A 26,600-nucleotide genomic window follows, 5' to 3' on the forward strand; every position below is an offset into this window, starting at 1 on the left:
CAGAACCCTTCCGGCCCAATAGCGGCCAGCAGGGCCCAATCTGGGCGTCTGCAGCTCATCGATTCTTCTCCAGAGCCCTGTACCGTGAGTATCATTCTACTATCGGCCGTTTGTCGCGGTCTTATCGCGCCTTTGCTATTCACACATTACGCACCTTCGGTGCCCAGAAAGAACCACAGAAAACGCTAAGGGATTGATATAGCTCCATACTTGTCCGCCATTTCGGGTGATCTCTGTAGATTTGTGCATCAAGCCGCCGACAGAGCCCCCCTGCCCCAAAAAAGCGCAAGCAAACACCCGAGCCCCATCTCCCGGCTATTATGGCGATAACATTATATTATCGCCATAACCCACCTGTTGCCCGGCGGCACAGGGGTCGACATCAGACAGTCGGCGATAGATGAGAGATGCTTCAGCGTCTCTTACCCGCGAGACCAGTTTGACTTCGACAGGAGATGCCGGTCAGCGCCAGTTCAGCGCCGAAAGCCCCACGACCAATACGCTGGTGAAGGCGCCGTTGAGGGCCATGGCGATGCCGGAGAAGGCGCCGCCGATATCGCTGACCTGCAAGGCCCGGGCCGTGCCTATGCCGTGGGAGGTGAGGCCGACGGCAAAGCCCCGCGCAGCGTAGTTTCTGACGCCCATGGCATTCATCAGCGGCGTCACTACGACGGCACCGGTAATGCCGGTCAGGATGACGAGCACTGCCGCCAGCGAAGGCACGCCGCCCAGCGACTTGGCCAGTTCCATGGCGATGGGCGCGGAAACCGACTTGGGGGCGATGGAGGCCAATACCTCAATGGGCGCGCCGAAAGTCCAGGCGATGGCGACGGCGCTCGCCATCGCCGTCAGCGACCCAGCAATCAGCGCGACCACGATCGGCAGCAGCGACCTGCGCACGGCCGCAAGGTTGCGGAACAGCGGCACGGCCAGCGATACCGTCGCCGGCCCGAGCAGGAAATGCACGAATTGTGCGCCCTCGAAATAAGTCGGGTAGCTGGTCCGCGTCGCCAGCAGCACCAGGATGATCAGCGCGGCGCTGATCAGCACGGCATTGGCAAGGGGGCTATTGCCCAACAGCGCGGCGATCCGCAGCGCGATGGCATAGGCCAAGAGCGTCACCGCCAGCCAGGTCAGCGGCGAAGCCGCAAGATAGACCCAGATCTGCCCGATGCCGGTCATGGTGATGTCCTTGCCAGGAGGCGCTCGGTAGCGAGGAAGGCAAAGACCGTCACCACCAGCGTCAGCAGCGTCGAGGCGATGACGGCGATCAGAAGCTGAAAGCCCCAGGTCCGGATCAGCTCAGCATGCTGCATGATGCCGACGGCCGAGGGCACGAAGAGCAGCGACAGCACGCCCAAAAGGCCATTGGCCACCGACATGATCGCCCGCGCCTCCTGGCGCCGCAACACCAAAAGAACCAGCAGCAAGATCATCCCCAGCACGGGACCGGGCAGCGCCAAGCCGGGCACGGCAAGTCGCAACAGCCCGACCAGTGCCTCACCGGCGAGCTGGCAAAGGATCAGGACCACAAAGCCGGCAACGAGATCGTTGGGCTTGAGGGGAGGTGCAAAGGTGTCGGTCATGCTGGCTTCTTAAGACCTAGATCGCCCGCTTGGCAAACCGTCCATTGGCCATGATGACAGGCATATGCGCGCCGTCGTCCTGCAGCAGTGTGATGTCGCTCAGCGGGTCGCCATCCACCACCAGCAGGTCGGCAAAGGCGCCGGCGGCGATTACGCCGGCCTGGCCCTCGAGCCGGCACAGACGCGCGCCGATCATCGTGGCCGAGCGGATGATCTCGGCCGGGCTCAGCACGTTGGCCAGCAGTTCGAACTCCATGCCATGATACCTGCGGAGTTGGCCCAGGAGGTCCGAACCAAAGGCCATGGGCAGGCCGGCGTCGCGCATCACTTCGAGCGAGCGCAGCCCGCCCGAGCGCACCACGTCGATCTTGGCAAATTCTGCCGCGCCCAGGCCCAGCGCCTCGCCCTCGATATGCAGCGCGTCATAGGCCACCAGCGTCGGCACGGCGATACAGCCCTTTTCGGCCGCCTTGCGGGCGGTTTCGGGCTCGATCAGGTTGCAATGTTCGAGGCTATGCACGCCTAGTTCCACGCAGCGGGCGATCGCCTTGTCAGTATAGACATGGGCGGCGACATAGAGGCCGGCATTGTCCGCCTCTTCCACCATGGCGAGGATTTCGTCGCGCGAATACTGGATGGAATGGATCGGGTCATTGGGCGAGGAGACGCCGCCATTGGCCATCACCTTGATGAAATTTGCGCCCTCCTTGATCATGGTGCGGCAGGCCGCGCGCACATTGTCGATGCCATCGACGATCAGGCCCATCGAGCCCAGGCGGTCAGAGAAAATCCCCGGCCGGTCATCGGTGCGCGGGCGCAGGTCGGCATGGCCGCCGGTGGTGGTCAGTCCCTTGCCGCAGATAACGAGGCGCGGACCATCGATCAGGCCCTCATTGACCGCGCGGACCAGACCATAATCGGCGCCGCCAAGATCGCGCAGCGTGGTGAAGCCACGCTGCAATGCCTCGGCCATCACCCGGGCCGAACGCAGGGCCGCCAGCGAACTGGGGGCGATCATATTGCCCCAGAGGTCGAGCGTTTCGGCCACCACATGAACATGGCAATCGATGAGGCCCGGCATCAGCACCTTGCCTGCAAGGTCGATCACCGTGGCGTCGGCAGGGGCCGCAATGCTGGCCCCGACCTCGGCGATGCGATCACCCGAGACGAGGACATCGAGCCCGTCACGCAGCACGCCAGCTTCGGCGTCGAGAATACGGCCGCCGGTAAAGAGATAGGTCATAGTGTCACTCAGCGGTTATGGCAGGCGACGAGCGCGCCGTCGTCGCGGGCGGTCAGTTCAGGCTCGACCTGCTTGCAGATGTCGGTGGCGAAAGCGCAGCGGGGATTGAACGGGCAGCCCGAAGGCTTGCGCGTGGCGCTGGGGATATCGTCATTGGTGGCCGAAAAACTGTGGCGCTTGCGCGGATCTCGCGAGGGCGCCGAGCGCATCAGCAGCTCGGTATAGGGGTGGCCGGGCGAGGCGAAGATCCTGGTCTTGGGCGCGATCTCGACGATCTTACCGAGATACATCACCGCCACGCGATGACTGATGAATTCCACCACGCCGAGGTCATGGGAAATCGACAGATAGGACACACCCAGGTCGCGCTGCAGGTCACTCAGCAGATTGAGGATTTGCGCCTGCACCGAGACGTCCAGCGCCGAGACTGGCTCGTCGCAGACGATGACGTCGGGGTTCAGCGCAAGCGCGCGGGCAATGCCGATGCGCTGGCGCTGGCCGCCCGAAAACTGGTGGGCGAAATTGTCGGCCTGGTCGGGCCGCAGGCCGACGCGCTGCATCAGCTCGGCGACGCGGTCCTCGCGCTCGGCCTTGGTGCCGATCTTGTGGACGTCGAGCGGCGCACGGATGATGTCCTTCACCCGCTGGCGCGGATTGAGCGAGGAAAAGGGATCCTGGAAGACGATCTGCATGCGCCGGCGATAGCTTTTGAGCGCCGAGCGGTTGAAGCCCTTGATCTCCTGTCCGTCAAAACGCACCTGCCCGCCGGTGGGCTTGACCAGCCCCATCAGCGCGAGACCCGTGGTGGACTTGCCGCAGCCGCTTTCGCCGACCAGGCTCAGCGTCTCGCCGCGATTGAGAGAAAAGCTCACGCCATCGACGGCCTTGACTGCACCCACCTGGCGCTGCAGCACGCCAGCGCGAATGGGGAAATGGACTTCGAGGTTCTCGACGCTCAGCATCGGGGTCGCATCAGGCTGCATTGTCATGCTCCCAGCAGGCGGCCCAATGGCCGGGGCGTTTTTCGGTGAAGGGCGGACGTTCCTCAAGGCAGCGGGCCGAGGCACCGGGACAGCGCGGGGCAAAGGCACAGCCCTTGGGCAGGTCCCAGAGCGGGGGCACGGTGCCAGCGATATCGGCGAGGCGATCGCCCGCCTGGCTGGAGGCGCCCGAGCCGGGCACGGCGCCCATGAGCCCGATCGTATAGGGGTGGAAGGGCCGGTCGAAGAGGTCGTAAATCGAGGCTTCCTCGACCTTGCGGCCGGCATACATGACGATCACCCGGTCGGCGACTTCCGACACCACGCCCAGATCGTGGGTGATGAGGATTTGCGCCGTGCCGAGACGTTTCTGCAGGTCCGAAATCAGCCCCAGGATTTGCGCCTGGATGGTCACGTCCAGAGCCGTCGTCGGCTCGTCGGCGATGATGATCTTGGGGTCGCAGGCCAGTGCCAGCGCGATCATGGCGCGCTGGCGCATGCCACCGGAGAGTTCATGCGGGAACTGGGTGGTACGGCGCTCGGGGTCGGGCATCTGCACCATGCGCAGCACGTCCACGGCGCGCTGGTCGGCTTCCTTGCGGCTGCACTTGCGGTGCTGGCGCACGCTTTCGGCGATCTGCTCGCCGATGCGCAGCACCGGGTTGAGCGCGGTCAGCGGCTCCTGGAAGATCATGGCGATCTTTTCGCCGCGGAAATCCTCCACCTGCCGCTGGTCCATGGCGAGGAAATTCTCGCCATCGATCATGATCTTGCCGCCGGAAATATTGGCGGCATCGGGCAGCAGGCGCAGCAGCGACAGCGCCGTCATCGACTTGCCGCAGCCGCTTTCGCCGACGATGCAGAGCGTTTCCCCGGCCTTCACCTCAAAGCTCATGTCGGAGACAACAGCGAAAGAGCCCTGCGCGCCCCTGATCTCGATCTCGAGATCGGAAACCGCTAGAACCGGCGCTTGGGTACCAGTCATTGTTTCGCTCATCGCCATCGTCTCCGTCTGCCGGGCCGTGAGGGATCAGGCCCGGCGAGGGTTGAAATCAGTCCGTCGCGCCATCGAGATTGCCGACCATGAAGGCATAGTCGCCGCTCTGGACCACGTTGCGGGTGAGGTGCTGCATGATCATGATGCCGTTCTCGAACGGGGTCTTGATCTCTTCGAGCACTTCGAAATTGTAGGGGCTGACCACGCGGCCGAGCAGTTGGCCGCCCTTGATCACTTCGCCATTGGCCGGGCACAGCGGCTCGATGAAGCCACCCTGGCTGGGGCGGATGCCGGCCAGTTCGGTCACGACGATCTGCTTGGGATTGGGCGTCGGCTCGCCAGCGATGGTGCCGGTGGTCTTGAGCATGTTGATGACGCCGTCGACGGTACGCTTGATATAGGGCGTCTGGTCGACAATGCCGCCGCCCAGCTCGATAACGGCAACCGGAATGTTACGGGTGTCGATGGTCACCGACTTGGTGGTGCCGCCGAAGACCGTGCCCTGCTTGTTCTCGACCGGGCGGTAGAGCACCGTCGAGCCAAAGGCGCGGGAAAGCTTTTCGTCGTTCCAGATATAGACATAGTCGACGGTCGGGCGATCGGTGCCCGAATGCAGGTCGATATGGACGTCGATGACGTTGAGATACTGCTCGGTCAGCGCATGGGCGAGCTGCTGGCTATATGTTCCCTTGGGATTGCCCGGGAACTGGCGGTTGAGGTCAACCTTGTCGATCGTGGCAAAGCGCTCGTTGACCGCAAAGGCCGAGGGGTTGGCGACCGGCAGCAGCAGAATGCGGCCCTTGATCGGCTGATCTTTGAGGATGTTGAACAGTTCGAGAATGGCCTGCGAACCGGTGTTCTCATTGCCGTGGATCGAGGCGGAAATGCCGATGGTGGGGCCATCTTCCTCGCCCACCAGCTCGTGGATGAACAGCACCGCATCGCTGCCGTCGGCATTGGTCGTGAACTTGGGCCGAAGCTGGTTGATGGACTTGACCATGAAGATATTCCTTTGAGTTATTTGGCCTTTCCGGCCTTTGCTCCGCCACGGGACAGCTGGCGGGGATCAAGAACGTCCCGCAATCCGTCGCCGAAGAGATTGAAACCGAGCACGGTGACCATGATGGTCGCGCCCGAGATGATGGAGAGCCACGGCGCGTCGCGCATGAAGCGGGTGCCGTAGGAGAGGGTCCAGCCCCAGGTGGGTGCCGGCGGCGGCAGGCCGAAGCCGAGGAAGCTCAGCGCCGATTCCGAGATGATCGCGGTGCCGAGGCCCAGCGAGGCCAGCACGATGATCGGCCCAATGGCATTGGGCAGGATTTCGCGGAAGATGATCCGCATAGGGCTCGCGCCGATGGCGCGAGCTGCCTGCACATAGTTCTGCTCGCGCAGCACCAGGGTGGTCGAGCGGACGACGCGGGCGTATTCGGTCCAGGCCACGACGATGATGGCGAGGGACACATTCATGATGCCCGGGCCAAGCACCGCGACAATGGCCAGCGCCAGAACGATGGCCGGGAAGCCGAGGAAGATGTCGGTGATGCGCATCAGGACGAGATCGACCCAACCGCCGAAATAGCCGGCGACAAGACCAACCGTGGTGCCGATGGCGGCCGAAACGCCGACCGAAATCACGGCGATGGTCAGCGAGATGCGCGCCCCGAACACCAGGCGGGACCAGAGGTCACGACCGAAGTTGTCGGTGCCCAGGATATGTTCGAGGGTCGGGCCCTCGAAGCGGTTGCGCATGTCCATCTGCTCGATGCCATGGGTCGAGACATAGGGGGCAAAGATGGCCAAGAGGATGATGGTCAGCGAGATCAGCGCGCCGATGACCAGTGAGGTATTGGTGAGAGCCTTGGGCAAACGCATGGAGATCACCCGAGACGGATGCGCGGATCGACCGCGGCATAGAGAAGATCGACCACCAGATTCACCAGCGCGAAGACGATGGCGAAGGTCAGCACGATGCCCTGGATAAGCGGCAGGTCGCGCTGGGAAATGGCGGCAATGGTCAGCTGGCCGAGACCCGGCCAGGCGAAGATGGATTCGGTCAGCACCGCGCCGCCGAGCAGCGCACCGAAGCGCAGACCGATGACCGAGAGCACGGGCAGCAGTGCATTGCGCAATGCGTGGCGGATCACCACCCTGCCCTGCCGCAGGCCCTTGGAATAGGCGGTGCGGACAAAGTCCTCGCGCAGCACTTCGAGCATGGAGGCGCGCACCAGACGCGAGATGATGGCGGCCGAATTGGCGGCCAGCGCCAACGCCGGCAGGGCCAGGTGCGTCAGGGAATCCCACAGCACCTGCGGGCGTCCGGTCACCGCGGCCAGCAGCGCCTCGGGCAGCGGCACGCCGCGACCGACGGCGGGCAGCCAGCCCAGCTGCACCGCAAACAGCAGCATCAGCAGCAGGCCCAGCCAATAGACCGGCATGGAAACGCCGATCTGGGCGAATAGCATGGTCAGCGTATCGATCCAGGAGCCCTGGCGGATGGCCGCCACGACGCCCAGGGTCAATCCGATGATGGTGGCAAGGATCAGTGCCACTACGGCCAGCTCGATGGTTGCGCCCAGCCGGCCGAAGATGATTTCGGAAACGGCCTGGTTCTGGAAAATGGAACGCCCCATGTCGCCCCGCAGCAGCGCGGCGAAATAGTCGAACAGGCGGATATACCAGGGGTCGTTCAACCCGAGGCTATTGCGCAGGTTGAGAATGGCCTCGGGCGTCGCGTCCTGGCCGAGCAGCACCGCAGCCGGATCGCCGGGGATGATCAGCAGGAGGCCAAAGGTCACGATGACCATGCCGATGGCCATGGGAATGAGCAGCAGAAGCCGGCGTATGACATAGGACAGCATCGCGTCAGCTCCTTTCCTGGATTGGGGTGTCTCGGCTGAGCTTCATCATGCGAGCACGATGTCCTCGAAATTGCGCGGATAGACCGTGAGGCTTTCCGGCCCGTCCTCGGTCACCAGCACTGTATCGGCGAGGCGGAAGCCCCCGACGCCGGGCACATAGAGGCCGGGCTCGCTGGAGCAGACCATGCCGGGCTTGAGGATCGTCTGGTCGCCTGCTTCCACCCATGGGCTTTCATGGAAGGCAACGCCCATGCCATGGCCGACGCGGTGCTTGACGAAGGGCGTCATGCCCTGGCCATGGAGGTATCCGAGCGCTGCCACGTCGGCGGACGCGCAGGTCTCACCGGCAATCAGCCCAGCCGTGCCGATGCGCTGGCCTTCCTGGGCGATGCGATAATAGGTCTCGTGTTCCTTGCTCGGGGTGCCCAGCACGAAGGTGCGTTCGCTTTCCGAGGCCCGGCCACCGACACGGCAGCCCAGCGAGAGGATGAATATCTCGTTGGGCTCGAGGCGGCGGGCGCTTTCGATGCCGTGCGGAAAGGCCGACTTGACGCCGCCATTGATCAGCCCGCCCGCAAGCGTTGCCACATGCAGCACGTCCTCGTGCTCATTGGCCATGATGTCGAGCGCGTGGCGCACCACATGGCGTTCGAGCTCGATTTCGCTGGGCAAGGGCTTGCCGGCGCGGAAGGCTTCGGTCACGAGCTCGACGCCCGATGCGACCATGGCATCGGACAGCCGCCCCGCCTCGCGGTGGAGCCGCACTTCCTCGGGATATTTGATCTGCCGCATGGTGATGACCATGCCGGTCGGGATGACCCGGGCCTCCGGCCAGGTCGCAGCAAGCTCGGCCGCGCGACCCACCGACATGCCATAGCCATGGCCGATCGTGCCGCGGATCGGACCGAGTGCCCGTGCGAGCGCGTCGAATGGCCGGTCGACGCCGGGGAATTCGAAATAGACCACGCTGTCGGCGGCCACTTTCTGGCTCAGCGCATATTCGCGTTCCAGCTCGGGGATAAGCAGGAAGGCCGATTGCGCCGTCAGCGCCAAGGCGATGGGGCGTTCATTGGGGCGGAAGGCGAAGCCGGTGGTGTAGAGCACGTCATCGGCCGCATCGAGCAGCAGCAGGTCGATCCCTGCCGCTGCCATGCCGGCGCGGATGTCGCGCTGCACCTTTTCGTAAAAATCTGGCCCGAGGCGCTGAACAAAAGCCATTATGCGATGACCACGTCTTCGAGCTTGCGCGGATAGTGGGTCATGCTGTCGGGGCCTTCGGCCGCGATCAGCACGGTGTCGGCAATGCGATAGCCGGCAAAGCCATGCACGAAGATCGCCGGTTCCGACGAGGTGATCATGCCAGGCTCAAGAATAGTCTGGTCGCCGCCTTCCACCCATGGCGCCTCATGGAACATGATGCCCATGCCATGGCCGACGCGATGCAGCAGATAGTCGTCCATGCCGCTGTCGCGGATGAACTTGAGAGCCAGATTGTCGGCCGAGGCGCAGGTATGGCCGGCGATCAGCGCGGCAGTCGCCATGCGCTGGGCCTCATAGGCCACGGCGTAGTGACCCTCCTGTTCCTTGCTTGGCTCGCCGATGAACAGCGTGCGCTCGCTTTCGGCGGCGCGGCCACCGACGCGGCAGCCCAGCGACAGGATGATGCTCTCGCCGCGCTTGACCGGATTGCCGGTCGGCATGCCATGCGGATAGGCCGAACGCGGACCGGAATAGACGAGGCCCGAGGCCAGACCCTGCACCAGCATCTGGTCGTCATGCTCATCGAACATGATCTTCATGGCGTGGCGCGAGACGAAGCTTTCGATCTCGATCTCGGAGGGCAGTTCCTTGCCCGAGCGCATGGCCTCGCGGATCAGCTCGACGCCGGCGACCACCATTTCGTCGGAAATGCGGGACGCCTCGCGATGCATCACCATCTCTTCGGGATATTTGCGCAGCCGCATCTGCTGCACGATGTTGCTGGGCACGACGCGGGCATTGGGGAAAGCGGTAGCAATCTGGGGGATGCGCGCGGCGGAAATGGCGGGGCTGTGGCCCACCGTGCCCTTCATTTCGGGGAAGGCGCGGCCAAGCACGGCAAAGGCCGGGTCGATGCCGGGGAATTCGAAATAGATGATCGGTTCGGCCGCGATATCCTGATGCGCGGCATGGCTCTCTTCGAGCTTGGGCAGCAGCAGCCAGGCGCCGGTTTGCGTGATCGCAAAGACCACCGGACGCTCGGTCGTGTAATGGGAAAAGCCGGTCGTATAGATGACGTCGTCATTGCTATCGAGCAGCAGCATGTCGATGCCGCTGGCAGCCATCCGGGTGCGGATGTCGGCATGGACCTTGGCATAGAAATTCGCGCCCAGGCGCTGGGTAAAACTCATCTCAACATCTCCCCGGAAAAAAATCCGGCCGAAACCATCGACTCCGGCCGGTTAGTCGGTCAGGTCAGTCGGTGAAACCGATCAGGCCGCGCAAGTTGCCGCGCGGGGTCGCCTGGACTTCGACCGGAATGTCCTTGGAATAGAACATCTGGTAGCCCTGGGCCGAGACGATGTAATAGGGCAGCTCTTCAGCCAGGATCGTTGCCGCCTTCTGGTAGGCCTCGATACGGCCGGCCTGGTCGAGCGTCGAGCGGCCGGTTTGGAGCAGTTCATCGACTTCCGGATTGGAATAGCCGCCCCAGTTGGTCGAGCCGCCGGTGGTCAGCTGGGCGAACATCAGGCGATCGGGATCGACGATGTTGAGCCAGCCGAGCAGCGCGATCTGGTGCTTGGACTGCTGTACGTAGTTGGTCGAGAAGCTCGGCCAGTCGCTGATCTGGGCCGTGGCCTTGACGCCGGCGGCCTCGAAAATCGCCTGCATGAATTCGATGCTCTGCACGCGATTGCCGTCTTCGCTGTGGGTGGCCAGTGTCACCGCCAGGTCAGCGCCATCCTTGTCGAGCACGCCGTCGCCATTGCTGTCGGTCCAGCCCAGTTCGTTGAACAGGGCCACGGCGCCTTCGATGTCGAAAGTCGGCTGGCTGATGGCATCGGAATAGGCCCAGGACGAGGGCAGGATGATCGAGTGGGCGACCTGATCGACACCCTGGTAGATGTCGTTGACGATCGTTTCCTGATCGATCAGCATCGAGAAGGCCTGGCGCATCTTGGGGTCGGCCAGCAGCGGATCCTTGGTGTTGAAGTTGATGTAGTTCACACCAAGGCCAGCCACGATGACATTGCCGAAGCGGTCGTCAGCGGCGAGACGCTCGATATCCTGCGGGGCGAGCGGGGACTGGATGACGTCCAGATCGCCGGCTTCGAAAGCCTGCGAGCGTGCCGAGTTGTCACCAATGATGCGGATGGTGACATTGTCCATGGTCGGCGCACCGCGCCAGTAGGCGTCGTTGGCCTCGAGGATGATTTCGGAGCCGCGGTTCCACGACACCAGCTTCATCGGACCGGCGCCAACGGGGTTGAGCGCAATGTCGGTGCCGCCTTCGACAAGGGCCTTGGGCACGATGCCGACGTCAAGATAGCTCAGCAGCGGCGCGTAGGGTGCGTTGAGCGTGAACTTGATGGTCAGCGGATCGACGGCTTCGACGGCGGTGATTGGCGAATAAAGCGCGCGGGCCGGAGCGTTGAAGTCTGGATTGGTCAGCGTCGAATAGGTGAAGACCACGTCTTCGGCGGTCAGCGGGCTGCCGTCAGAAAAAGCGAGGTCGGGGCGCAACTTGAAGATGAAGGTCTGCGGATCAGGATTTTCCCAGCTTTCGGCGAGGTCCGGCACAGGCTCGAGGCTGGGGGTGATATGGACCAGACCTGCATAGATAAGGTCGGCGGTGCGCGATGCGGTCGTGTCGCGAGTGAGGCGCGGATCGAGCGTGCCTGCGTCCACATCGGTCCCCACAACCAATGTATTGTCCTGCGCGAAAGTGGCCTGAGCCGGCATGAAACCCAAGGCGACGAGCGCCGTGGTTGCCAAGAGTAGTTTCTTCATTCCCTGTTCCCTTGCATTGAAGATGCTACGCAGTTCTGCGTTCTACAGCCTGATCTCCCTTGGCCTGCCGAAGCTCGGCGAGGCGCGGCGCCAGGATGATTTCGAGACCGCTCGGATCGAGCGCATGGCGATATTCGAAGCACTGCACATTGGCCGGTGCGAGCTGGGCGACATGGTCAGCGCCCGAGGCGTAGACCACGGCGTCGGAGCTGCCGATGATCTCGGTCAGGTCGGGCGCCGACGACCAGGTGACCCTGATGTCGGAGACATGAGGCGCGAATTCGCGCACGCTGGGCCGCATGATGGCGATGTAGTCCTGGAAGTGGGTAACGGCGGCAACGCGCGCCCGCGAATCCAACCCCGCCAGGTTCTGCCGCGTGCGCTGGCTGGGCAGCATGCGCAGGCCGAGCACATCGGCGCCGGCAACTAGCGAACGCACTTCCGCCTCGCGGTGGCTGAAGGTCACGACGATGTCGGCCGCTTTGCAGAGGCGCAGCTCCGGACCATCGGCGCGGATGGCATCGATGGTCACGAGCTCGATCACATCGCTCGGTCCAACGACGCGCCGCGCCTGCTCGACATAGTCCCTGCCCGGCCCCTCGAAGATGCAGACAAAAGCAATGGTCAGCCCGATGGAAGGGCGGCGCATATGCGCCCTGGCATTGATCATCGAAACCAACGCCATGGGCGAAACGCCAAGCCCCTCGGCCTTGGTGATTATGGATTCGATATCGCCACGCAGCGCATTGATCGGCTGCTGGTCGCCCGCCACCCGGCCCGGGTCGTGCGCCGTGAAGGCCCCCAGCCCTGCCCGCATCTCCACCAGCCCTTCGCCGCGGAGCTGCTGGTAGACCTGGCTGACCGTCATCGGCGCAATGCCGACATCGGCCGCTAGCTGGCGCACCGAGGGGAGCTTTGTCCCATAGGGCATGTCGCTGAAGGCCAGCATGTAACTCAACAGGCCATGCAACTGCGTCCCCACCGGAACGGGAAGCGACTTGTCGATGCTGAAGGCGTCAATGCGGAACATGTGTACTACCGGGTTGATACACCGACCGTAGCGGCAGGAACTTTGGACCGCAAGAGTGCCTGTGAATAATTTGCACACAGTTTGCATTCGCTGAAATTATGTGCAGATTAACTGGAAAACATGCGGCTAGATCCGGACGAGCGTGTACGAACCTGCCTGTTGCAGGACGCAGGCGCATAGAGGTGTACTAATGGACTATATCAATCTGGGCCGGACCGGCCTCAAAATCTCGCGCCTGGCGATGGGCTGCATGACCTTTGGCTCGCCCACATGGGCGCCTTGGGTGCTGGACGAGGAAGCTTCACGCCCGATCATCGACAAGGCCTTGGAACTGGGAATTAATTTCTTCGACATGGCCGACATGTATTCGGCTGGTGCGAGCGAACAAGTGGTCGCAAAGGCGCTGTCCGGAGTGCCGCGTCACAAGCTGGTGTTGGCGACCAAGCTCTATAATCCGATGAGCCAAGACCCCAATGATCGCGGCCTGTCACGTAAGCACATTTTTGAGGCAGTCGACGGCAGCCTCAAGCGCCTTGGTACCGATTATATCGACCTCTATCAGCTGCACCGCTTCGACTATGAGACCCCACTTGAAGAGACGCTCGGCGCGCTCAACGACGTGGTGCGTGCCGGCAAGGTGCGCTATCTGGGCGCCTCGTCCATGCATGCCTGGCAGTTCATGAAGGCACTAGGATTGCAGCGCGCCAATGGCTGGGCACCCTTCGTGTCGATGCAGCCGCACTACAACCTGATCTACCGCGAGGAAGAGCGAGAGATGCTGCCGCTTTGCCTCTCGGAAGGCATTGGCGTCATCCCCTGGAGCCCCCTCGCCCGCGGCCGCCTCGCTGCCCGAGCTAGGAGCGACACGACCCGGTCGCAGACCGACAAGACCGCTGGCGCGCTCTATGACCGTTCGCAGGCGCAGGACGAGGCTGTCATCGCCGCGCTGCGTGCCGTGGCCGAACGCCTTGGCCGCCCGCCGGCCCAAATCGCCTATGCCTGGGTCGCGACGCGTCCCGCCATCACCGCGCCGATCGTGGGCATTTCCAAGCTGCATCAGTTCGATGACGCCGTTGCCGCGCTCGAAGTTCGCCTGACGGCAGAAGACGTCGCCGAGCTCGAAGCGCCCTATCACCCCAAGCCGCTCGCCGGCCACCAGTAGGACATTTGCCCATGAGCATCGGCACGGATCTCGCAGAACTCACCGCCGGCATTGACGCCCTTTACCGCCGCACGCCGCGCAGCGACGGCTTTCTCGACAAGGAAGGCCTGATCCCGGTCGCCATGGCCGAGGTCACGCCGACGCCGCTGGTTGAGTATGCCGATGCAAGGGCGAAGCTCGAAGCTCTTAGGGCACGCCTCCCGGCCGAGGCCGAAAGCGAAATGCGTGCGGACTATGTCGGGGAAATGGTGGATTCGCTTTTGGCGCTGATCACCACTTTCGAAGCCGGCGAGATCAGTTTTGCCGACCGCATCGCCCGCCAAATCCGCGTCGTGGACACGCTGGTGCCAAAGTCTGTGCTGGACGGCTATCGCGATACGATCCGCAAGTCGTTGGATGAACTGGGCTATGCTGGCGGCACTCTCGCCGAGGACTTTTCCCGCTATGAGGTGCAGGCACGCGTGCCGGTCGATCAGGTACTGGCTGTGCTCTCCGACTACATCCGCGAGGCTCGTGACCGAACCGTCGCAGAGATGTTCCGCGCCATGAAGGATGAATGGATGGAGCCCGTCGGCGTCACCCAGGTGCCCTTCTCGGCCTATTGCGACTTCCCCACCCGCAAGGTGCTGCTCAACCTCGACTTTCCCTATACCCGCTTCTCATTAAAACACCTCGCCACCCACGAGGTCTTCCCCGGCCACCTCGTTCACATGAAGCTGCGCGAGGAAATGACCGCCGACGGCCGCATGCCGCTCGATGGCGCACAGGTGGTCACCAGTTCGGCCAGTTCTGCGCTGTTCGAGGGCATTGCCGACAATGGCATGGAATTCCTCGACTGGCTCGATGGCCCCGAGGACGCGTTGGGTGTCGCCCTGCAGCGCCTGCGTAGCGCGCTCCGCTGCAATGCCGCTTGGATGATGCATCAGCAGGGCATGACGGTGGACGAGATCGTTCCCATCATGGTCGCCGAGGGCCTGCAGGATCCGGTCACCGCCCGTTCGCGGCTGGCATTTCTCCACCACAACCTGCGCGCGCCCTTCGTCTACGCCTATTACTGTGGCGAGATGGCCGTACTTGCGGTTTGGAAGACGGTTCCGGTGGAAAGGCGAGCGGAATTCTGGAGCTACATCTATGGCAACATGCACACACCAACGACCCTCGCACGCTATTGGCGCTGATCGGCTCCAAGGATAGCCAGGCCCACCGAAGGCTCAAGGCGTGCTAAAGTCACTAGCGAGGATAATCCGTATGCCGAAATTCCTCCGTCGAGCCGTCGCTTGGGTCGTGGCATCGACATTGCGGGCGAGAGCAACCTCAAAACAAGAGGCGAGCGCATTACTAGAACCTTGCGACAGCGTCGGCGCTGGCTCGTTGCAGGCCGCACCGGCCAGCAACGAGTTGCGTGGTGACGAGGATCTTGAAGAAGTGATCGTCTTGGACGGACTAACACATCTACCGCGACGCTGAGCGAATGCGTCGGCCTATTCGTTCTTCGCGCCCTCATTCTCGTGGTTTGGCAGATTGCGCCTCTGAGGTTAAGCAGTCAGTCCTGTTTACGTTCGCAATATGTTCGATAGGATAGCGGCAGCATCGGGGTGAAGAGCAGACTGTCTGTTATTAGGTAAAAACCCCGAAAAGCGGACGATCCTCAAGTTACCGGACCTCCATCCGTCAATGCAGATCGACATCGCCGCTACTCGATCGAAAGCCATCAAAATTTCTTTCGCGTCATCGTCGTAGCGAGAGCACATGCTAGTCCGCCGGCAATGGCCGCGACGCGGTCGAGGACAAGCTCCATTGCAAGCACTGATCAATCGGGCCAACGTCTGCTGTTTCAAGCCGGAAATGGCCGGGCACGCCGCGAGCGTGCCGGGCTAGTGCTGCACGGCCCTATCGGCGGCGAAGGTAAGGTCGCAGAAACCTTCGGTCTCCTCGCCCAGAACCAGAGTGCCCTGGAGATCCACCACTTCAACGGCCAGGATGTCCCAGCCGCTTCCCGCCGCAATCAGACGACGCACTTCGGCCTTGCCAAAGCTTAACGCCTCAACCGGATCAGGGATTTCAGCCAGGATCGAAACGCCGGTCCAGGTCCTTATCCGCACCAGGTGCCAGCAACTCATCGTCCAATGCGAGCTGGGCGGTGAGACGTTAAATGACATAAATGATCCTTCAAAAAATGATCGGTTCGCCGACCTTGCGAAACAGGGAAACCGTCTGCATCGGCTGGCCATCCTCGGCAACATAAACGCGGGCCCGCAAGTTTTCAGGGTTACCGTCTCGCACAAGCATTTCGCCAAGCAGTAAAGCCGCTGCCTTTTCAGGACTTGCGGCTGTGACCACTTTGGCGGCTCCCTCGATCCTGGTGCCGGACATGTTTATGACGCGATATTGCTGCATGGGCGCACCTAATCGTTATCATAAGACTTCGAAATAAAGTTTGATAACCTTACCGGCTTTCCGGCAGTTACAATACTGGATGATCGAAACCCGAATTAGAAAACATAGTCGTCCTGCCGCCACCAGATGCTGCACCATCCCTAGAAGCATGCGTGGCGAACTCCACACTCCAACGCTCTCAGCCTATCTCCCCTAAGGTCGGCGGGGGTTGGCTAGAATAGATGCGGATGTAATCGATCTGCAGAGTGGCCGGAAATCGGGTATCCTCCGATACATCGCCACCGAGCCAGCCACCGACTGCTAGATTTACCATCACGTAGAATGGATGGTCGAAGACCCATGAGCTCTCTAAGCCAGTGCGGGTAACTTCGAAGTACGGCAGCCCATCGACGCTCCAGGCTATACGGTCCTCAGCCCAGTCGATTGCAAAAACATGAAATCCATCGGTGAATGGCTCGGCGGCGACATGGTCACCACTCAGACCGTTATCCTGAAAGAATTCTGGGCAGTGCACGGTGCCAAATACCCTGTCGGGCTTGGCGCTGACATGTTCCACCACGTCAATTTCGCCGCATGCCGGCCAGGGCGCGTCATCGATATTTGCGCCGAGCAACCAGACCGCCGACCATAGCCCTGCGCCCGCTGGCACCTTCAACCGGGTTTCGAACCGGCCATATTGGAACTGCACCAGACCTTTGCTGGTCAGCCGCGCCGAGGTAAAGCTGTCACCTGTTCGCCGCCCAACCACGCAGAGATTGCCATGGCCATCCAGGAAAGCGTTGTCTGAGCGATCGGTATATGTTTGCAGCTCCCCGTTGCCCCAGCCGTGCCCGCCGATTTCATGGGTCCAGAAAGATGGGGTCGGGACGGAGCCGGCCGTACCATCGAACTCATCTGCCCACACCAGTTCACGTTCGGCCCTCAACATATCACTCCTGTAATAGGGGGATGGTCCTTTCAGAACCCAGATGCGCTAAAATGGATCACCGTCGGCCAATCAAATTTTCAGCGGCAAATCCGCCAGTCTGCAAACCATCCCCCTTATATGCACTCCGGCAACTCCCGCCACCGCGTCGTATACCGCGGTGACCGCATCTCGAATTTCGTCGTAAACGCCGATTTCGCCGCGATCCCCACTGCCGCCGGCACGACTGTCGCACGGCCCCAGCGCCGGTTCGCCTCATCCATCGCTGCCATGACCTTCGCCGCCTTTTCGTGGTTGAGCTGGTCGAACAGCGCCCGTTGCGGGATCGGCGGCGGCACCAGGTCCTGCGTGACGATGCCGGCCTTCGAATAGCGATAGCCCGATTGCCAGAGCTGTTCCACGGCACGGCGCGCCGCCTTGATCAGCGCCAGGCTGTCATTGGTCGCCTCGGGAATGTCCACCGTCATGCTGACATTGCGCTGCGGCTCATCGTCGTCAAACTGGCTGGTGTGCATGAAGACGGTGACGTGGTTGGTGGCAAGACCATGCCGGCGAAGCTTTTCGCCGAGGCGCGTGGCATAGCCGGCAACGGCCTGTTCCATGTCCAGCCGATTGGTCACGCGCTGGCCAAAGCTTCGGGTCACCGCGCAGCCCTTGCGCTGCGGTGCCACACTTTCGAGCGCAATGCAGGGCCGCCCGTTCAGCTCGTGGACGATCCGCTCCCCCACCACGGTCATGATCTGCCGCGCCAGCCTGGGGTCCATGTCGCGCACCTCGCCGGCATAGCGGATGCCCAGCGCCATGAGCTTGGCCTGACCGGCCCGGCCGATCCCCCAGACATCGCCGATCGGAAAGTCCGCCATCACCCGCGCCTGATCGGCGGGATCGCTCAAGTCGAGCACGCCCCCGGGAAGGCTCTTGGCCGCCTTGTTGGCGAGCTTTGCCAGCGTCTTGGTCGGTCCGATGCCGACGCAGGTCGGAATGCCGGTCCATTGCCGCGTGGTGGCGCGCAGGTCGCTGGCCCATGCGGTTCGATCCTTTACCGGCAGGCGCGCCACGTCGATGAAGCTTTCGTCGATCGAATAGATTTCGACGTCGGGCGAGAAGCGGTCATAGATCTGGTTCATGCGCCGGCTCATGTCGCCATAGAGCGCATAATTGCTCGACATGGCCACCACGCCCTCGCGCCGGCAGAGATCGCGGATCTGGAAAAACGGTTGGCCCATCTTGATCCCCAGCGCCTTGGCCTCGGCCGTGCGGGCAACGGCGCAGCCATCATTATTGCTCAGCACGATCAGCGGCCGCTTTTCGAGGCGGCCGTCGAACACGCGCTCGCAGGAGCAATAGAAGGAATTGCCGTCGATCAGCGCCAGGGCGGTCAATTCCGGATCTTCCGGATAGTGTCGGTGACGACGCCCCAGATTGCGATTTCCGTGCCCTCGGCCAGGGTGAAGGGCGGCAGTTTGGCGTTCTCATTGTGCAGCAGCATGACGCCACCGCGGCGGTTGAGACGCTTGAGGGTTGGTTCGCCATCCACCATCACCAGCACGACGTCGCGATGCTTGGGGATCAGCGACCGATCCACGACGACGACGTCGCCAGGGAAAATCTTCACGTCCATCATGCAGTCCCCGACTACCCGCCAGAGATAGGTCGAGATCGGATTCTTGATCAATTCCCGGTTGAGGTCGATCATCTCCTCGATGAAATCGTCCGCCGGGCTGGGAAAGCCGGCATGCACGAATGGTCCGACCAGCGGCACACGGATCTCGATCAGCGTCGAGACGGCGACCGGCATGTTGGAACGGGAGAGAAAAAGATGCATGTCGCCCTCAGTTCAGAGGGACCGACTCATACCACTGAGAACAAAGAAAGAACAAGCGCCCGACCGAACACGTTTGGGGTCAGGCGCGGATTTCCCTAGTCGGGCGACCGAAGGAGGATATTGAGCCAGCTTCGTTTGGCGCTGGCCTCGATGCTGTTCACCGCAGCACCGCGCGCATCCACTTCCATCTGTCGGGTCTTGTAGACGCGACCATCGGCACCCCGGAAGGTCATGGGCGGGATAGGCTTCGTCTGGTCGTCGATCACGGGCATGGGGCACTCCTGGCGCCCATTAACTGCGGCGACTCTCAAAGGTTGCAGCGCCGTGGTCTGCACGACCAGATCGCCATTGCAGGACCGTGACGGAACTTTGAGATGGTCCTCCACGTATTTCCTCCACGAGGAGATCGGCGGTGTCACAATATTATTTCGATATCTGCCAGAACGGCCATGTAGCCAAGGATCAGACGGGCACCAGTCTCGCCAGTGATGCTGAGGCTTATCGTGAGGCTGTGCGGACCCTTGCCGCCATCGCTGCCGAAGAAATCCCCAAGGACGGCAGGCTCGATCTCAGCATTGCGGTCGCTGACCGGGTGCATAGACACCTGTTCACCGCACGCGTCAGCTTCGAACCCGGTACAGCCCTGGCCGAAGCCTATCACGCAGAGGATGAAGCATTGGCGCCGGCGCGCCGTCTGGCGCGATGACTGGATGGGTTTAGGCGCTGCCGTGCCGCGTGCCTACCAGCGCGGGCGCCGGCGGTAGAGGGTCTTGATCAGTGGGACAAAGATCAGCAAGGCACCGATCAGGGTGACACCCATGGCAAACAGGGTGGGGAATTCCGGAAAACTCAACATGACCCGCGCTTAGCCTGATTTGGTTCGGTTTTGGAACCTTCAATCCTGTCGGGCATTCAATCTCATGTAGACCTGTCCGTCTGCACGGAGATCCAGCCAGAGGCGGATGTCCCCAATGCCCGGAAGCGCCACAGCGCTCCGGGCTTTTCCTTTTCCTTTTCCGCCTCGCCTAATGCAGTTTCGCTCTCGCCTGTCCGACCAGCGCGCGCCATTTGCCGACCAGGCGCAGCGCCTGCTCGCTGTCCCGCGACGGGCGCAGGCACTGCCGGCGCTGAAGCTGCGCTTCGATCAGCGCCAGGCTATCGAGCGGCGCGACACCCTCATCGGTCATGCGGGTCCAGGTTGTCAGCGCATATTCCGACAGCGGCTGCATGTCATAGTCCAGTTCGAGCATTTCACTCATTTCCTCCAGGCCTCCTGCCTGCAGAAAAGAGTGCACGCGTAAACATTTGCCGCAATTCACATCATCGGTGATCAGCTGTTAGTGTTAACCGGCGCGCCGGGACCAAGGAGAGCAAGATGTGCGGACGCTTCACCAATGAATTCACCTGGGCCGAACTGCATGCGCTCTATAAGCTCAGCGACGAACTCTTCCCCACCGCCCCGTCCAATCTGCAGCCGCGCTACAATATCGCCCCCACCCAAGACGTCGACTTCGTGGCGTTGGACAAGGCCGGCAATCGCGAGCTGCTGCGTGGCCGCTGGTGGCTCGTGCCCTTCTTCGCCAAGGAGTTGCCGAAGGCCCCCATGTTCAACGCTCGTATCGAGACCGTCGACACATCAGGCGCTTTTTGCAGGGCAGATAGAGCGGTACGCCCTCGGAACTCCGGTCGCAGGGCGGAGTTTCTGTATCCGGGTTACGACGCTCCTAGTTCGGCTCAGTCGTCGACGAATATCAATCCTTTGAGTGTAGGCCGACGATGTCCGACAGAATGAACTTAGGAACCATCCTTCGTCGCCGACCAACGGCGTTTGAGAGCGTCGCGACTTTTGCAATCGTCGCAACCCTGCTGTACCTCGGCGCCGGCATTCTTGTCCCCCTGACACTTGCCATACTTCTAGCCTTCGCGCTCAACCCGGTCGTGTCGATCCTCAACCGCCGGTTGCGCCTGCCCGACCCGGTCGCAGTTATTGTGGCCGTTTCTTTGGCCTTCGTACTGCTCGCAGGTTTTGCGGCGATCGCCAGCTCGCAGATTGCCAGCCTGGCTGCTCAGTTGCCCGGTTATCAGCAGATCGTCATGACCAAGATAGAGGGCCTTCAGGCGCAGTTCGGCAGCTTTGCCTGGCTCGATCAGCTCAATGCCACCATTGCCAATCTGGGCAATTCGATGGGATCGAGCGGAACGAATGGCAACGGGGTAGCACCCATCCCGGTCACCATCTCCAACGAGCTCGGACCGCTGACTTTGCTCACCTCGGTGATGGGCTCGATCATCGGACCCGTCGCGACGATCGCCATTGTCACTGTGTTCCTGATCTTCCTTCTGATGGGACGGGCTGACCTTCAGGACCGCTTTATTCGCCTGGTCAGCGCCGGCAAATACTCGCTGACCAATCTGGCGATCTCGGATGCGAGCAAGCGTGTTGGTCGCTATCTGATCGTGCAGTTGATGGTGAATACGGTCTACGGCACCATTTTTGGCATCGGCCTCTGGCTGATCGGCGTGCCAAGCGCAATGCTTTGGGGCATGCTCATCATCTTGTTCCGATACATCCCTTTCGTGGGCGCGCTGATCATTGCGGTCGTTCCGTTCACCTTGGCGTTTGCGGTCGACCCTGGCTGGAACATGCTGCTGTTGTCCGTGGGTCTGTTCCTCGTCCTCGACCTAACGACAGCCAACGTCATAGAGCCCAGACTTTATGGATCGAGCACGGGTGTGTCGGCGCTTGCAATCCTGCTGTCGGCCATGCTCTGGGCCACCTTGTGGGGACCGGTGGGCCTTATCCTGTCGACGCCTATGACCGTTTGCCTCGTGGTCATTGGCCGCCATCTACCACAGTTCCAATTCCTCGAAACACTACTGGGGAGCGAGCCAGTCCTGGCGCCGGCGGAACGCCTCTACCAGCGCATGCTCAAGGGTGACAGCGAGGATGCCATCGAGATTGGCGAAGGCCATATTGACGAGTTCGGCAAACAGAAGCTGATCGACGAGCTGATGTTGCCGGCGCTTCAAATGGCGAACCTCGAACTGCAGTCCGGTCCCGAGGCGGTTCCACAACGTCGTCAGCTAATGCGGTCGTTTGAAAGTGTGCTCGATGCGATTCTCGCGCCAAGGTGGTCTGATGATGCCAACGTTTTACTGATTGGCGGTCGCAGTGAGATCGATGAAGCCGCAGCCCAGTTGATCGGCAGCTCGCTTGCCGACGCAGGTGTCACCGTGGACGTGCTCCCCCCCGGCGCCATACGCCAAGAAGCGATCGGCCGTCTCGACCTGGCGGAGGTTAAGACCCTGGTGCTGGTATTCATGGGCGATGATCTCCGAGCGCAATGCCGCTACGTTGCCCGTCGCGTTCGGCGCACAGCACCTGACGTGCGTATCCTGGCGCTCATTCTCAACAATCTCATCTCCAACGAAACCGCAGAGACGCTCTACGTTGATTTCGTGGCCCGAGATTTCTCGACAGCCATGGAAATGGTGAAAGGGGATGGCGCCGTGAATACAACCGACACGGCACATTCTCAGGTTAACCCGTTCGCCGGTGGCGGTCGCGGCAGCGACTCGCTCGGGAGGGCTCTCGACGCGCTCGCCGAACTCTTTAAAGTTCCAGCCGCCATCATTAATCTTGTCGATGACCAGCGTCATCTCGACGATGAGGAGGCATCGAAACTGACATTATTGGTTGCCGAGAATAGGCAACCACTGGTGGTACATTCTGACCAACCCAACCCGCTGGTGGGCGACAGTGCTTATCTGCAGACCAACGGTATCGATTTGTACGCCGGCGTGCCACTCGTACTCAAAGACGGGAGTTGCCCAGCTGTGCTCGTTCTTATCGACTATGAACAGCACACGTTCTCGGCTCAGGACACTAAAGCGTTGCTGCTGGCCGCAGACGAGCTAGTGGCGCGGTTCGGTCACGCGCAGAGAAGCGATCTCAACACGGGTCGAGCCCTCGGCGACGTAAGAGACCTGACATCGGCATAGTTGGCTATACCCTGGTGTGCGTTGCATACGGTAATTCAGTGACGGTCGGTATGCGACTACCCATTCACGCTGCTCAGGCGATCTGAGCTTTTCGAGCCTTTGAATGCTCGGCGATAGTTAGGAGACCACATGCTTTGGATCATAGCGATAATACTACTCGCTCTTTGGGCCGTGGGACTGGCATTCAAGGTCGCAGGGGCACTCATCCATCTTTTGCTGGTGATCGCCCTGATCGTGCTTCTGTTTAAATTCATCCAGGGACGACAGGCGCGATAGTCAGCACGGATAGCATCGCCTGATCTGATCGGTCTTGGGGCATCGAAAGCTATCTTACGGCGACCCTCGGCAGACGAACGCCTTCAGTCTTCCGTGACGGAGCCGGCGAATGTTGCCAACCACGGATCAACACAAGGATAAAACATGACCCGCTGGCGATGGCTCCTGCTACAAATTTCCCGCCGGCTTTGGGTACGGGCAACCTTGATCGGTCTCATTGGCGTGGCCGCTGCTATTCTTGCGGCCGTTGTGGAGAAGTATGTTCCTTGGGAGATGCCGGCCAGCATAGATGCAGCGGCGGTCGATGGTCTCCTCAACATCATCGCGACAAGCATGCTGGCGGTGACGACCTTCTCCCTTAGCGTGATGACGTCGGCCTATGGTGCCGCGACCTCCAATGTTACGCCCCGCGCCACCAAGCTCGTTATGGAAGATCGTGTCACCCAAAATGTGCTCTCTACATTCATTGGCACATTCCTCTTCGGCATTGTCGGCATCATCGTGTTGAGGGTCGGAGCCTATGGCGATCGAGGACGGGTCATTCTTTTCGGCGTAACGATCCTTGTGATCGTGCTTATCGTCGTCACCCTGCTGCGTTGGATCGATCATCTGACGAGACTGGGACGGGTCGGAGAAACCACGACCAGAGTTGAAGAGGCCACCCGGGCGGCAATCGAAGAGCGAATTACGTCTCCTTATCTGGGTGGCGTGCCGCTTCCGGACGGCGAAACACGGCCTTCCGAAGGTGCGTCGGTCGTGTTGCCTGACGCGATTGGCTATGTCCAGCACATCGATGTTGCTGCCCTTAATCGCATCGCCGAAGGAATCGAGAGCAAAATAAGGATCGTCCTAAATCCCGGAGCCTTCGTTTACGCGGACACGGTCTTGGCTTGGTTCGATGCAAAGAATGGGCCCGATACCGAACATAAGAAGGCGATCCGGCAGGCATTCACCATTGCCGCGGAACGCAGTTTTGATCAGGATCCGCGCTTCGGATTGGCGGTTATGAGTGAAATCGCTTCGCGCGCATTATCTCCCGCAACTAATGACCCTGGCACCGCCATAGACGTCATCGGGCGAACCACGCGGCTGATGTCGATATGGGCGGATCGACCTGAAAAGGCGGATGATCCTGAATACCTGAGTGTAATGGTGGCGCCACTGTCTGACTCCGACCTGTTTGAGGATGCTTTCATGCTGGTCGCCCGTGACGGTGCGGGGCTCATCGAAGTCCAGATGCGCCTTCAGAAATCGCTCCTAGCCCTGGGCCGCATCGGCGGAAAGGCTTTCCGCATGGCGGCGCGTAGCCAAGCAGAGCTTGCGATGGATCGCGCCCGAAGGGCGCTAACCAACGATTTTGATAGGGCCAAATTGGCGGACTTGGTCGGCCAGGAGTCATCGCAGGACCGATAAAGATGCCATCGGTTCTTCCCATTGCGAGGTCTGCTTTCGGGAACTTCCAATCGAACAACGGACGGCCGGAATGGGGTCGGCACCAGACTGCCGGCATCGGGGTGGTTTCCGGACTGTCTCCTTTCATGCGGAAATGTGCATTTGCAGACACGGCGACTAAGCCGTGACCCAACCGCCCATCGCCTTAGCCTATAGCCGACATAAACGGGTACTTGTGTAACCTTGGCAGCCGCCGCCATAGAAGGTTGGGCGTCCCACGTCGGTTACCAGCGCGCCGCGCAGTCTAATCGTGAATATCGCCGACTGTTCACCGAGCCACCGTTGCGTGATGTTAAACGACTCTGGCTGCGCTAGCGTCCTTCGGGTTCGTGGCCAGGAAATTATCGTCATGCGGCTATCGACACGCCCATGTCGCGAGTTCTCCAGACATTTCTGGAGCGGCTTGAAGCAGATGCAGGCATTCAATGCGTGTATCCTGGCAACCTTGGCCGATTAGTAAAATGCGCCATCCCCTCGCGTCTCCGCTCCTCGAATTTCCGTCGCCGAGGATGTTGTCGACAAATTGGATTCTAGATTAGCTTGTCCCGAGGGTCGTTTTCGCCCTGAAGTTTGAGCAATTTGTCCCGAGTGGAGAGATCGATGACCGAAACACTATTTTACAATGCCCGCGTTCTGGATCCGAACCTCAACGCGCTGTCCGACAAATCGAGCGTCCTGGTGCGTTATGGGCGGATCGTTGCCGTTTCGGCGACGACGATCGAGGCGGATGTTGCTGAAAAGATCGATCTGGGCGGCAAGACGCTGATGCCGGGGCTGATCGACTGCCACGTGCATGTGGTGTCGACCTATCTCGACCTACTCAAGAATGCGATGGAGCCGACGTCGCTGACCGCGTTCCGCGCGGGCCGGATCATGAACCAGATCCTGATGCGCGGCTTTACGACGGCGCGCGATGTCGGCGGCGCCGATATCGGGCTGGTGCTGGCCGAGGAGGAAGGGCTGATCGAAGGGCCGCGGCTGATCCATTGCGGCAAGGGTTTCAGCACGACTGGCGGGCATTGCGATATCCGCGCCCGCACCGATAATCGGCGCGACATCTTTGGCGATCGCCTGGGCTCGATGGGCCGGCTGGTCGATGGCGTGGAGGCCTGTCGCCTGGCCGCGCGCGAGGAGCTGAAGGCCGGGGCCAAATTCATCAAAATCATGGCCAATGGCGGAGTGGCCTCGCCCAATGATCCGATCAACATGCTGCAATATTCGCGCGACGAAATCCGCGCCATCGTCGAGGAAACCGAGAATAACAATACCTATGTGTCGGCCCATCTTTATACCGACCGCGCCATTCGCCGCGCTGTGGAATGCGGTGTGCTGAGCCTTGAGCATTGCAACCTGATTGAAGCCGAAACGGCGGCTATGGCAGCAGAAGCGGGCTGCATCGCCGTGCCGACGCTGGTGGCCTATGAAGGCCTGGCGCTGGAAGGGGAGCGGTTTGGCCTGAGCCCCGATGCTTCCGCCAAGATCGAGACGGTGCGGACCGGAGGTCTGCGCTCGCTGGCCGTGATGCGCGATGCAGGCTTGCCGATGGCGTTTGGCTCGGACCTCCTGGGTCCGCTGCAGAAATATCACACGATGGAATTCGAAATTCTGGGCCGCGTGCTGAGCGCTGCGGACATTATCCGCTCGGCAACGCTGATCGGTGCCAAGCTTTGCAAGCTGGAGGGCGAGATCGGCATCATTTCGCAAGGCGCGCATGCCGACCTGCTGGTGGTCGATGGCAACCCCTATGACGACATCACGCTGCTGGGCGATGACGGGGCGCATATGGCGGCCATCATGCGCAAGGGCCGCTTTATGAAAAACCTTCTGCCATAAGCTAAAACACCAGCGGAAATCATGTCGACAAACAGCATACAAAG

The 26,600-nt window shown here is 61.4% G+C and carries 27 protein-coding genes; 8 read left to right on the plus strand and 19 right to left on the minus strand.

Annotation, left to right across the window (positions count from 1 at the left end; translation table 11 throughout):
* Positions 1–462 precede the first annotated feature (462 nt).
* The 12 genes from P0Y65_14250 to P0Y65_14305 all read right to left on the minus strand — a co-directional run bounded on the left by P0Y65_14250 (position 463) and on the right by P0Y65_14305 (position 12,684).
* Positions 463–1,182 carry an LrgB family protein gene (locus P0Y65_14250; protein WEK03349.1) on the minus strand — a complete coding sequence of 240 codons (720 nt, stop codon included), beginning with the start codon at positions 1,180–1,182 and terminating at the stop codon, positions 463–465.
* Positions 1,179–1,586 carry a CidA/LrgA family protein gene (locus P0Y65_14255; GenBank protein ID WEK03350.1) on the minus strand — a complete coding sequence of 136 codons (408 nt, stop codon included), beginning with the start codon at positions 1,584–1,586 and terminating at the stop codon, positions 1,179–1,181. The genes P0Y65_14250 and P0Y65_14255 overlap by 4 nt, the downstream gene beginning before the upstream one ends.
* A 16-nt stretch (positions 1,587–1,602) precedes the next feature.
* Entirely contained in the window at positions 1,603–2,829 is a 1,227-nt protein-coding gene (locus tag P0Y65_14260) for an amidohydrolase family protein (GenBank protein WEK03351.1), read from the minus strand.
* An 8-nt stretch (positions 2,830–2,837) separates the two neighbouring features.
* Positions 2,838–3,812, minus strand: coding sequence for an ATP-binding cassette domain-containing protein (locus P0Y65_14265; protein ID WEK03352.1), 975 nt, complete (start codon positions 3,810–3,812; stop codon positions 2,838–2,840).
* Positions 3,802–4,794, minus strand: coding sequence for an ABC transporter ATP-binding protein (locus P0Y65_14270; GenBank protein WEK03353.1), 993 nt, complete (start codon positions 4,792–4,794; stop codon positions 3,802–3,804). The genes P0Y65_14265 and P0Y65_14270 overlap by 11 nt, the downstream gene beginning before the upstream one ends.
* A gap of 67 nt (positions 4,795–4,861) precedes the next feature.
* Positions 4,862–5,806, minus strand: a complete 945-nt coding sequence (locus tag P0Y65_14275; protein WEK03354.1) for a succinylglutamate desuccinylase/aspartoacylase family protein — start codon at positions 5,804–5,806, stop codon at positions 4,862–4,864.
* A 17-nt stretch (positions 5,807–5,823) separates the two neighbouring features.
* Entirely contained in the window at positions 5,824–6,678 is an 855-nt protein-coding gene (locus P0Y65_14280) for an ABC transporter permease (protein WEK03355.1), read from the minus strand.
* Between the two features lie 5 nt (positions 6,679–6,683).
* Positions 6,684–7,664 carry an ABC transporter permease gene (locus P0Y65_14285; GenBank protein WEK03356.1) on the minus strand — a complete coding sequence of 327 codons (981 nt, stop codon included), beginning with the start codon at positions 7,662–7,664 and terminating at the stop codon, positions 6,684–6,686.
* 45 nt (positions 7,665–7,709) lie between these two features.
* Positions 7,710–8,882 (minus strand): Xaa-Pro peptidase family protein, encoded by a 1,173-nt coding sequence (locus tag P0Y65_14290; GenBank protein WEK03357.1) that lies wholly within the window; start codon positions 8,880–8,882, stop codon positions 7,710–7,712.
* Complete coding sequence (locus P0Y65_14295; protein WEK03358.1) at positions 8,882–10,054, minus strand: Xaa-Pro peptidase family protein; 1,173 nt, start codon at positions 10,052–10,054, stop codon at positions 8,882–8,884. Before P0Y65_14295 ends, P0Y65_14290 begins: the two co-directional genes overlap by 1 nt.
* 64 nt (positions 10,055–10,118) lie before the next feature.
* Positions 10,119–11,654 (minus strand): ABC transporter substrate-binding protein, encoded by a 1,536-nt coding sequence (locus P0Y65_14300; GenBank protein ID WEK03359.1) that lies wholly within the window; start codon positions 11,652–11,654, stop codon positions 10,119–10,121.
* Positions 11,655–11,679: 25 nt separating this feature from the next.
* On the minus strand, positions 11,680–12,684 hold the full coding sequence (locus P0Y65_14305) for a GntR family transcriptional regulator (protein ID WEK03360.1): 1,005 nt from the start codon (positions 12,682–12,684) through the stop codon (positions 11,680–11,682).
* 190 nt (positions 12,685–12,874) lie between these two features.
* On the opposite strand from P0Y65_14305, the gene P0Y65_14310 reads away from it, so the two are divergent.
* Positions 12,875–13,846: an aldo/keto reductase gene (locus tag P0Y65_14310; GenBank protein ID WEK03361.1), complete on the plus strand. Its 972-nt coding sequence runs from the start codon at positions 12,875–12,877 to the stop codon at positions 13,844–13,846.
* An 11-nt stretch (positions 13,847–13,857) separates the two neighbouring features.
* On the plus strand, positions 13,858–15,024 hold the full coding sequence (locus tag P0Y65_14315) for a hypothetical protein (GenBank protein ID WEK03362.1): 1,167 nt from the start codon (positions 13,858–13,860) through the stop codon (positions 15,022–15,024).
* Positions 15,025–15,720: 696 nt separating this feature from the next.
* Here the strand turns inward: P0Y65_14315 and P0Y65_14320 are convergent.
* From P0Y65_14320 to P0Y65_14345, 6 genes are all read right to left on the minus strand, one after another.
* Entirely contained in the window at positions 15,721–15,966 is a 246-nt protein-coding gene (locus tag P0Y65_14320; GenBank protein WEK03363.1) for a hypothetical protein, read from the minus strand.
* A gap of 49 nt (positions 15,967–16,015) precedes the next feature.
* Positions 16,016–16,243 (minus strand): hypothetical protein, encoded by a 228-nt coding sequence (locus P0Y65_14325; protein ID WEK03364.1) that lies wholly within the window; start codon positions 16,241–16,243, stop codon positions 16,016–16,018.
* A gap of 178 nt (positions 16,244–16,421) precedes the next feature.
* On the minus strand, positions 16,422–17,171 hold the full coding sequence (locus tag P0Y65_14330; protein ID WEK03365.1) for a glycoside hydrolase family 16 protein: 750 nt from the start codon (positions 17,169–17,171) through the stop codon (positions 16,422–16,424).
* A 113-nt stretch (positions 17,172–17,284) separates the two neighbouring features.
* Positions 17,285–18,550: a Y-family DNA polymerase gene (locus P0Y65_14335; GenBank protein WEK03366.1), complete on the minus strand. Its 1,266-nt coding sequence runs from the start codon at positions 18,548–18,550 to the stop codon at positions 17,285–17,287.
* On the minus strand, positions 18,547–18,993 hold the full coding sequence (umuD, locus tag P0Y65_14340; GenBank protein WEK03367.1) for a translesion error-prone DNA polymerase V autoproteolytic subunit: 447 nt from the start codon (positions 18,991–18,993) through the stop codon (positions 18,547–18,549). The genes P0Y65_14335 and umuD overlap by 4 nt, the downstream gene beginning before the upstream one ends.
* A 95-nt stretch (positions 18,994–19,088) precedes the next feature.
* Positions 19,089–19,265, minus strand: a complete 177-nt coding sequence (locus tag P0Y65_14345; GenBank protein WEK03368.1) for a hypothetical protein — start codon at positions 19,263–19,265, stop codon at positions 19,089–19,091.
* Positions 19,266–19,405: 140 nt separating this feature from the next.
* On the opposite strand from P0Y65_14345, the gene P0Y65_14350 reads away from it, so the two are divergent.
* Positions 19,406–19,699, plus strand: coding sequence for a hypothetical protein (locus tag P0Y65_14350; GenBank protein WEK03369.1), 294 nt, complete (start codon positions 19,406–19,408; stop codon positions 19,697–19,699).
* A gap of 319 nt (positions 19,700–20,018) precedes the next feature.
* On the opposite strand, the gene P0Y65_14355 is transcribed toward P0Y65_14350, so the two are convergent.
* Positions 20,019–20,252, minus strand: coding sequence for a hypothetical protein (locus tag P0Y65_14355; protein WEK03370.1), 234 nt, complete (start codon positions 20,250–20,252; stop codon positions 20,019–20,021).
* A 116-nt stretch (positions 20,253–20,368) separates the two neighbouring features.
* On the opposite strand from P0Y65_14355, the gene P0Y65_14360 reads away from it, so the two are divergent.
* From P0Y65_14360 to P0Y65_14380, 5 genes are all read left to right on the plus strand, one after another.
* A complete protein-coding gene (locus tag P0Y65_14360) occupies positions 20,369–20,785 on the plus strand; it encodes an SOS response-associated peptidase family protein (protein ID WEK03371.1) in 417 nt (138 codons plus the stop codon).
* Entirely contained in the window at positions 20,770–22,995 is a 2,226-nt protein-coding gene (locus P0Y65_14365; GenBank protein WEK03372.1) for an AI-2E family transporter, read from the plus strand. The genes P0Y65_14360 and P0Y65_14365 overlap by 16 nt, the downstream gene beginning before the upstream one ends.
* 129 nt (positions 22,996–23,124) lie before the next feature.
* Complete coding sequence (locus P0Y65_14370) at positions 23,125–23,271, plus strand: lmo0937 family membrane protein (GenBank protein WEK03373.1); 147 nt, start codon at positions 23,125–23,127, stop codon at positions 23,269–23,271.
* A 144-nt stretch (positions 23,272–23,415) separates the two neighbouring features.
* Positions 23,416–24,684 carry a DUF2254 domain-containing protein gene (locus tag P0Y65_14375; GenBank protein ID WEK03374.1) on the plus strand — a complete coding sequence of 423 codons (1,269 nt, stop codon included), beginning with the start codon at positions 23,416–23,418 and terminating at the stop codon, positions 24,682–24,684.
* A gap of 639 nt (positions 24,685–25,323) precedes the next feature.
* The gene (locus P0Y65_14380; GenBank protein WEK03375.1) at positions 25,324–26,556 is read left to right on the plus strand and encodes an amidohydrolase family protein; all 1,233 of its coding nucleotides are present in this window, start codon (positions 25,324–25,326) and stop codon (positions 26,554–26,556) included.
* The last annotated feature ends 44 nt before the right edge of the window (positions 26,557–26,600 follow it).

Origin of the sequence: Candidatus Devosia phytovorans (assembly GCA_029202405.1) — a bacterium.
GTDB lineage: Bacteria > Pseudomonadota > Alphaproteobacteria > Rhizobiales > Devosiaceae > Devosia > Devosia phytovorans.

Excerpts from the sequence above, each read along its gene's own strand:
- P0Y65_14345 (WEK03368.1), bottom strand. The coding sequence starts at position 19,265 with ATGCCCGTGATCGACGACCAGACGAAGCCTATCCCGCCCATGACCTTC.
- P0Y65_14310 (WEK03361.1), top strand. The coding sequence starts at position 12,875 with ATGGACTATATCAATCTGGGCCGGACCGGCCTCAAAATCTCGCGCCTG.
- P0Y65_14370 (WEK03373.1), top strand. The coding sequence starts at position 23,125 with ATGCTTTGGATCATAGCGATAATACTACTCGCTCTTTGGGCCGTGGGA.
- P0Y65_14360 (WEK03371.1), top strand. The coding sequence starts at position 20,369 with ATGTGCGGACGCTTCACCAATGAATTCACCTGGGCCGAACTGCATGCG.
- P0Y65_14365 (WEK03372.1), top strand. The coding sequence starts at position 20,770 with ATGTCCGACAGAATGAACTTAGGAACCATCCTTCGTCGCCGACCAACG.
- P0Y65_14265 (WEK03352.1), bottom strand. The coding sequence starts at position 3,812 with ATGCAGCCTGATGCGACCCCGATGCTGAGCGTCGAGAACCTCGAAGTC.
- P0Y65_14270 (WEK03353.1), bottom strand. The coding sequence starts at position 4,794 with ATGACTGGTACCCAAGCGCCGGTTCTAGCGGTTTCCGATCTCGAGATC.
- P0Y65_14320 (WEK03363.1), bottom strand. The coding sequence starts at position 15,966 with ATGAGTTGCTGGCACCTGGTGCGGATAAGGACCTGGACCGGCGTTTCG.
- P0Y65_14260 (WEK03351.1), bottom strand. The coding sequence starts at position 2,829 with ATGACCTATCTCTTTACCGGCGGCCGTATTCTCGACGCCGAAGCTGGC.
- P0Y65_14295 (WEK03358.1), bottom strand. The coding sequence starts at position 10,054 with ATGAGTTTTACCCAGCGCCTGGGCGCGAATTTCTATGCCAAGGTCCAT.
- P0Y65_14315 (WEK03362.1), top strand. The coding sequence starts at position 13,858 with ATGAGCATCGGCACGGATCTCGCAGAACTCACCGCCGGCATTGACGCC.
- P0Y65_14285 (WEK03356.1), bottom strand. The coding sequence starts at position 7,664 with ATGCTGTCCTATGTCATACGCCGGCTTCTGCTGCTCATTCCCATGGCC.
- P0Y65_14300 (WEK03359.1), bottom strand. The coding sequence starts at position 11,654 with ATGAAGAAACTACTCTTGGCAACCACGGCGCTCGTCGCCTTGGGTTTC.
- P0Y65_14290 (WEK03357.1), bottom strand. The coding sequence starts at position 8,882 with ATGGCTTTTGTTCAGCGCCTCGGGCCAGATTTTTACGAAAAGGTGCAG.
- P0Y65_14380 (WEK03375.1), top strand. The coding sequence starts at position 25,324 with ATGACCGAAACACTATTTTACAATGCCCGCGTTCTGGATCCGAACCTC.
- P0Y65_14355 (WEK03370.1), bottom strand. The coding sequence starts at position 20,252 with ATGAGTGAAATGCTCGAACTGGACTATGACATGCAGCCGCTGTCGGAA.
- P0Y65_14275 (WEK03354.1), bottom strand. The coding sequence starts at position 5,806 with ATGGTCAAGTCCATCAACCAGCTTCGGCCCAAGTTCACGACCAATGCC.
- P0Y65_14305 (WEK03360.1), bottom strand. The coding sequence starts at position 12,684 with ATGTTCCGCATTGACGCCTTCAGCATCGACAAGTCGCTTCCCGTTCCG.
- P0Y65_14325 (WEK03364.1), bottom strand. The coding sequence starts at position 16,243 with ATGCAGCAATATCGCGTCATAAACATGTCCGGCACCAGGATCGAGGGA.
- P0Y65_14255 (WEK03350.1), bottom strand. The coding sequence starts at position 1,586 with ATGACCGACACCTTTGCACCTCCCCTCAAGCCCAACGATCTCGTTGCC.
- umuD (WEK03367.1), bottom strand. The coding sequence starts at position 18,993 with ATGCATCTTTTTCTCTCCCGTTCCAACATGCCGGTCGCCGTCTCGACG.
- P0Y65_14330 (WEK03365.1), bottom strand. The coding sequence starts at position 17,171 with ATGTTGAGGGCCGAACGTGAACTGGTGTGGGCAGATGAGTTCGATGGT.
- P0Y65_14375 (WEK03374.1), top strand. The coding sequence starts at position 23,416 with ATGACCCGCTGGCGATGGCTCCTGCTACAAATTTCCCGCCGGCTTTGG.
- P0Y65_14250 (WEK03349.1), bottom strand. The coding sequence starts at position 1,182 with ATGACCGGCATCGGGCAGATCTGGGTCTATCTTGCGGCTTCGCCGCTG.
- P0Y65_14280 (WEK03355.1), bottom strand. The coding sequence starts at position 6,678 with ATGCGTTTGCCCAAGGCTCTCACCAATACCTCACTGGTCATCGGCGCG.